Genomic DNA, 4,803 nt, shown 5'->3' on the forward strand with positions numbered 1-4,803 from the left:
AGCACGTCGTCGAACAGGCCCGCCCGATACGCGAGCTGGTACGCACCGAGTTGGGCGGTGGCGTCGATCTTCGCCTGGTTGGTCACCGGGCTGCCGGTCTTCAGGTCGACGATCACGACGCTGCCATCGGCGGCGCGCTCAACGCGATCGATGGTGCCGCGCACCGTCGCGCGGTCGACCTCGAGCTCGAACTTCTTCTCGGCACCGATAACGCGTCCCCCGCCCGCAGCGAAGTCACCGAGGTAGGCCGCGATGCCGTCGGCGAGCACTCGGGCGCTGCGCCGGTGATGCTCGGCGAGCCACGGCGACTCGAAGAGCAGCTCGCCCCAGCGCTTCTCGACGCGCGCCCACACCGCGTCGGAATCCGGTGACTCGGCAGTCTCCATCGCCCAGTGCAGGATCGTGCCGACATCCATCAGCGTTGTCGACGACGAACCGCCGATCGTCTCGAGGAACCAGTCGAGCGGCGACTCCTCGAAGCGTTCGAGCCGCGACGGCGAGACCGGTACCTGCAGACCCTCGAACAGCGGTGCGTCGCTCGATGGGGCGAGCAGGCCGTGCCAGTCGTCGGGGTTCGCCCCCGGCACCGCGAGTTCGGCGAGGTGCGCGAGGGATGACGCTGCCGCGGCACGGGTACGGGCGTCGATCCCCCGAGAGGTGAGCAGCCGCCGCAACCGCCCCGTCGTACCGCGAATGGTGAGCGGCGACCCTTCGGCGAGCACGGGCACGTCGGGAGGCAGCAGGTCGATCAGCACGCTGCGGGACTCGTCGTCGTTGACGACCGCCGCGAGCAGCACGCGGTCGCGCGCCCGGGAGACGGCGAGGGCAAACATCCGCAGCTCGTCGTCGAGAACGAGTCGGCGCTCGTCGAGCACGCCCTCCTCGCCGATCGCGGCGCGGGCGAGCGACTGCGGCGAGAGCAGCGTTCCGCGCGGTCGTCGGTTCGGCCAGGCGCCGTCTTGCAGCCCAGCGACGACGACGGTGTCGAACTCAAGCCCGACCGCGCCCGAAGGTGTCGTCACGAGCACCGCGTCGTCGCTGCGGGTCGGCGCGATGAGGTCTTCCGAGACCTCGGCGTCGCGGAGTTCGGCGAAGAACTCGCTCGCCGCGACATCCGGGCGCCGCTCGGCGAAGCGCTTCGCGGCGGCGAACAGCCCGACGATGCCGTCGAGATCGCGGTTCGCCTCCGCGGCCGCGACTCCGACGCCGAGTGCCTGCCCGCGCCAGGGGCCGGCGAGACGGCTGCGTTCCCAGGCGAGCCAGAGCAGTTCCTCGGCAGTCGCTGTCGCCTCCGCCGTGCGCAGGGCGTCGAGGGTGCCCGCGAGGCGCTCGGCGGTGCGGGCGACAGGAGCGTCGATCGTCGCGAATCGCCCGGGGGCGGCGAGCGCTTCGACGAGCAACTCGGCGCTCGGTCGTGATCCCCCGGCGAGCGCCTCCTCGGTGCGCAGCGCGATGCGGAGGCGGCGCAGCCCGATCGGGTCGAGTCCGCCGAACGGTCCCGTGAGCAGTTCGGCAGCGAGGTCGGCGGTCAGTTCGAGCCGCCCGGCACCGGCCTCGACGACCGCGAGCAGGGCGCGGGCCGTAGCGTCGTCGCGCAGGGCCAGCCCGCCGCCACCGGTGCGGGTCGGCACTTCGGCGAGGGCGAGAGACCGGGCGAGCGCGGGCACGGCGGCGCCGCTGCGCACGATGACCGCGAGCCGCTCCCACGGCACGCCGTGCAGCACGTGCTCCTCGCGGAGAGCCCGGGCAATCACCGCGGCGGTGCGGGCAGCCGTCGGCGCCTCGATGCGGGCCAATGGCGGACGACCCGTCGGCGAGCGATCGGTCGGGGCGCGCTCGGCAATGGCGCGTCGCTGGCCTCCCGCCGCGGCGGTGCCGATGCGTTCGGTCACCGCTCCCGTGAAGTCGCGCAGCACGGTGTTCGGCCGGTGCGCGCGCTCGAGGATGAGGGTCGCCACCGCTGAGGGGTCGAGCCCGGGAACGCCGAGCACACTGGCCAGGCGTCCGAGGGCATCCGGCTCGCCCCCGCGGAAGGCGTTCGCCGCGACGTCGGGGTCGCCGAACGCGATCACCGGGATGCCGCGCCGTGCCAGCGCCGCGAGCAGGCCGAGCGTCGCCTCGGTTGCCTCCGGCAGATCGTCGATCACGACGAGTCGCAGCCCGGCGACCCGCTCCCCGCCTCCCCCGGCGTCGAGGGTCGCGATCGCGAGGCGCGCGAGTTCGGCGGGGTCGCGCTGCTCGGGCCGAGCCGAGGCCACGACGTCGAGGTACTCGTCGAAGAACTCCCCCGCCGCGACCCACTCGGCACGGCCGGTCGAGCGACCCAGCTCGCGCAGGCGCCGCGGGTCGATGCCCTGCTCGGTGGCGCGGGAGAAGAGGTCGCGCAGCTCGGAGCGGAAGCGTGCGGTGCGGCGCACCTCGGGGGTGAGCGGGTCGGGCCAGGCGGGACCGGTGCCGGCGGCCAGGTGCCCCTCGATGAGCGCGGCGAGGTCGGCATCCTGCTCGGCTCCGGTGACCAGCCGCGGCGGCGTCTCGCCTGCGGCGCGTGCGGTCACCCCGACGATCTCATACGCGAGCGACGGCGCGGTGCGGGCGAGGGGCCCGTCGGTCGGCACCCCGAGCCGCACCGCAATCCGGTCACGCAGCCGGGTCGCCGACGCCCGCGCCGACGTGAGCACGAGCACCGACCGTGGATCCCACCCGCGCGTCAGCACCCGGTCGGCGACCAGTTCGACGATCGTCGTCGTCTTGCCCGACCCGGGCGCTCCGAGCACGGCCGCGGACGCCCGATCGGGCAACCCCACGACGGCAAGCTGCGACGCGTCGAGATCGATCCCCAGCCCACTCACTTAGCCGAAGATATCGGCGACCGCCGACCTGGCATCCCGTCGTGTGCTGTTCCGCCGCAGGCGAACCGGACCAGCCCCACCGAGCCGGGCCGTTACTCTGAAACTTGTGGACATTCGTATCGGCATCGCCAACTCGCCCCGTGAACTGAACTTCGAGTCGACGCAGACTGCGGCTGAGGTGGAGAAGATCGTGTCGGCCGCACTCGACTCCGATGCCAAGTTCATCAAGCTCAGCGACGACAAGGGCAAGGTGTACATCGTGCCGGTCGCGTCGTTCTCGTATCTCGAGGTCGGCACCGAGGCTCGCAGCCGCGTCGGCTTCGTCGCGTAGTCCCAGGAGAAGAGCATGGAACTCGTCTACGTCACCGTTGTCGGAGCCGGGATCGGCCTGTTGCTGCGCTACCTGCTGCCGGGCCGTGAGGTCTACGGCGTTGCCCTCCTGCCGGCGCTCGGTGGGGCGGTCACCGCTGCGGTCTGGGTGGGTCTCACCTGGCTCGGCTGGAAGGCCGACGGCGGATGGATCTGGCTTGCTGCCCTCGGCGGAGCCACCGTCGCATCCCTGGTCGTCGCCCTCGTGCTCAGCCGCCGCCGTCGCGCCGCCGACGCGCGCGAACTGCACGTGCTCTCGGGCGGCAAGGCGTAACCTCGCCCGCGGTACCGCTCAGGCCGTGAGGCCGAGGGCGTCCATCCGCCGGGGGGGCGCGGCGATCAGTTCGGTGAAGATCGGCTCGATGCGCTCCTCGCCGTCGGTGCGATCTTCGAGGCGCAGCGCCGAACGGGCGACGAGCATCGTGTCGCCGACGAGGCGGCGCCCCCACATGGCGAGCCGGGATGCGAGGCGCGGGTTGCCGTCGATCGACTCCCGCAGCTCCTCGACGAGCAGGTCTTCGGCTTCGTCGTCGGCCAACAGCGCCGAGATGCGGTCGGAGAGCCCGCCGGGCAGCCCGGCGGCGAGTCCCGCGAAGAAGTCGAGAAGGAAGCCCGACGTCAGGTAACAGGTGATGAGCACTTCGTGCCAGTCGTCACCCTGGGTGCGGCGCTGGAAGTCGTCGAGCATCGCGCGGTACGGCTCCATCGCCTCCGATGGGTCGATGCGACGCGACTCCAGCTCGGCGAGCACGGCCTCGTGGATCTCCAGCACCTCGGCGGCAACCCGCCCGAGGCGGCTCTTGCCCGACACCGTGGGGGCGACGGCGGCGCCCCGTCCGAGGTTCTCGAACAGCACGAGCGTCAGATACGCGAGCTGACCCAGGTAGGCTTGCGCATCGGGGGCGAGTTCGGCGAGTTCGACGCGTGTGGCCTCCACGGCCTCCGATCGGACCGGCCGGGTGACACCTCGGGCGCGAATCCGTCTCCGACGCAGCCAGCCCAACACGTAAACCAGCCTACTGTCCGCGGGATCGTCTTGATCCCGGGTGCGAAGTAGGCACCGACGACAGACAGGCCCCTCTTTTGACTAGCAGTGTCCCTTTGACTTTCAGTGATCTCGGTGTCGAGCAAGACATGGTCGACGCCCTTGCCGAGAAGGGCATCATCGAGCCCTTCGCCATTCAGACCCAGACCATCCCCCTCGGCCTCGGTCGTCAAGACATCATCGGCCAGGCCAAGACCGGCACCGGTAAGACGTTCGGCTTCGGGTTGCCGCTCATCCAGCAGCTAGGTTTCGACCCCACGCCGGGTGTGCAGGCGCTCGTCGTCGTGCCGACGCGCGAGCTGTGCGTGCAGGTGGCCGAAGACCTCGAGCTCGCCGCCTCGAAGCGCCCCACCAAGGTCGTCGCGATCTACGGCGGTAAGGCGTATGAGGGTCAGGTCGAGCAGCTCAAGGCCGGCGCGCAGATCGTCGTCGGCACCCCGGGTCGCCTCCTCGACCTCGCCGGCCAGCGGCTGCTGTCGTTCGCGAACGTGAAGGTCATGGTTCTCGACGAGGCCGACAAGATGCTCGACCTCGGCTTCC

5 protein-coding genes are annotated in these 4,803 nt (G+C 71.4%); 3 read left to right on the forward strand and 2 right to left on the reverse strand.

Features of this window, described 5'->3' with window-relative positions; genetic code table 11:
- Positions 1-2,849: ATP-dependent DNA helicase (locus RMO30_RS05190; RefSeq protein ID WP_309710392.1), on the reverse strand; the 2,849-nt coding region annotated here is incomplete at its 3' end.
- 106 nt (positions 2,850-2,955) lie between these two features.
- Between RMO30_RS05190 and RMO30_RS05195 the strand changes: the two genes are divergently transcribed.
- Complete coding sequence (locus tag RMO30_RS05195; protein WP_309710394.1) at positions 2,956-3,180, forward strand: DUF3107 domain-containing protein; 225 nt, start codon at positions 2,956-2,958, stop codon at positions 3,178-3,180.
- A gap of 15 nt (positions 3,181-3,195) precedes the next feature.
- Positions 3,196-3,492, forward strand: a complete 297-nt coding sequence (locus RMO30_RS05200; RefSeq protein WP_309710395.1) for a hypothetical protein — start codon at positions 3,196-3,198, stop codon at positions 3,490-3,492.
- An 18-nt stretch (positions 3,493-3,510) separates the two neighbouring features.
- Here RMO30_RS05200 and RMO30_RS05205 read toward each other — a convergent pair whose 3' ends face one another.
- The gene (locus RMO30_RS05205) at positions 3,511-4,155 is read right to left on the reverse strand and encodes a ferritin-like fold-containing protein (protein WP_309710397.1); all 645 of its coding nucleotides are present in this window, start codon (positions 4,153-4,155) and stop codon (positions 3,511-3,513) included.
- Between the two features lie 164 nt (positions 4,156-4,319).
- Here RMO30_RS05205 and RMO30_RS05210 point away from each other — a divergent pair.
- A partial coding sequence (locus tag RMO30_RS05210; RefSeq protein WP_309710399.1) for a DEAD/DEAH box helicase occupies positions 4,320-4,803 on the forward strand: 484 nt, incomplete at its 3' end.

This window comes from Pseudolysinimonas sp. (genome assembly GCF_031389465.1).
Lineage (GTDB): Bacteria > Actinomycetota > Actinomycetes > Actinomycetales > Microbacteriaceae > Pseudolysinimonas_A.

Coding starts and splice junctions, on each gene's coding strand:
- RMO30_RS05200 (WP_309710395.1), top strand. CDS start 3,196: ATGGAACTCGTCTACGTCACCGTTGTCGGAGCCGGGATCGGCCTGTTG.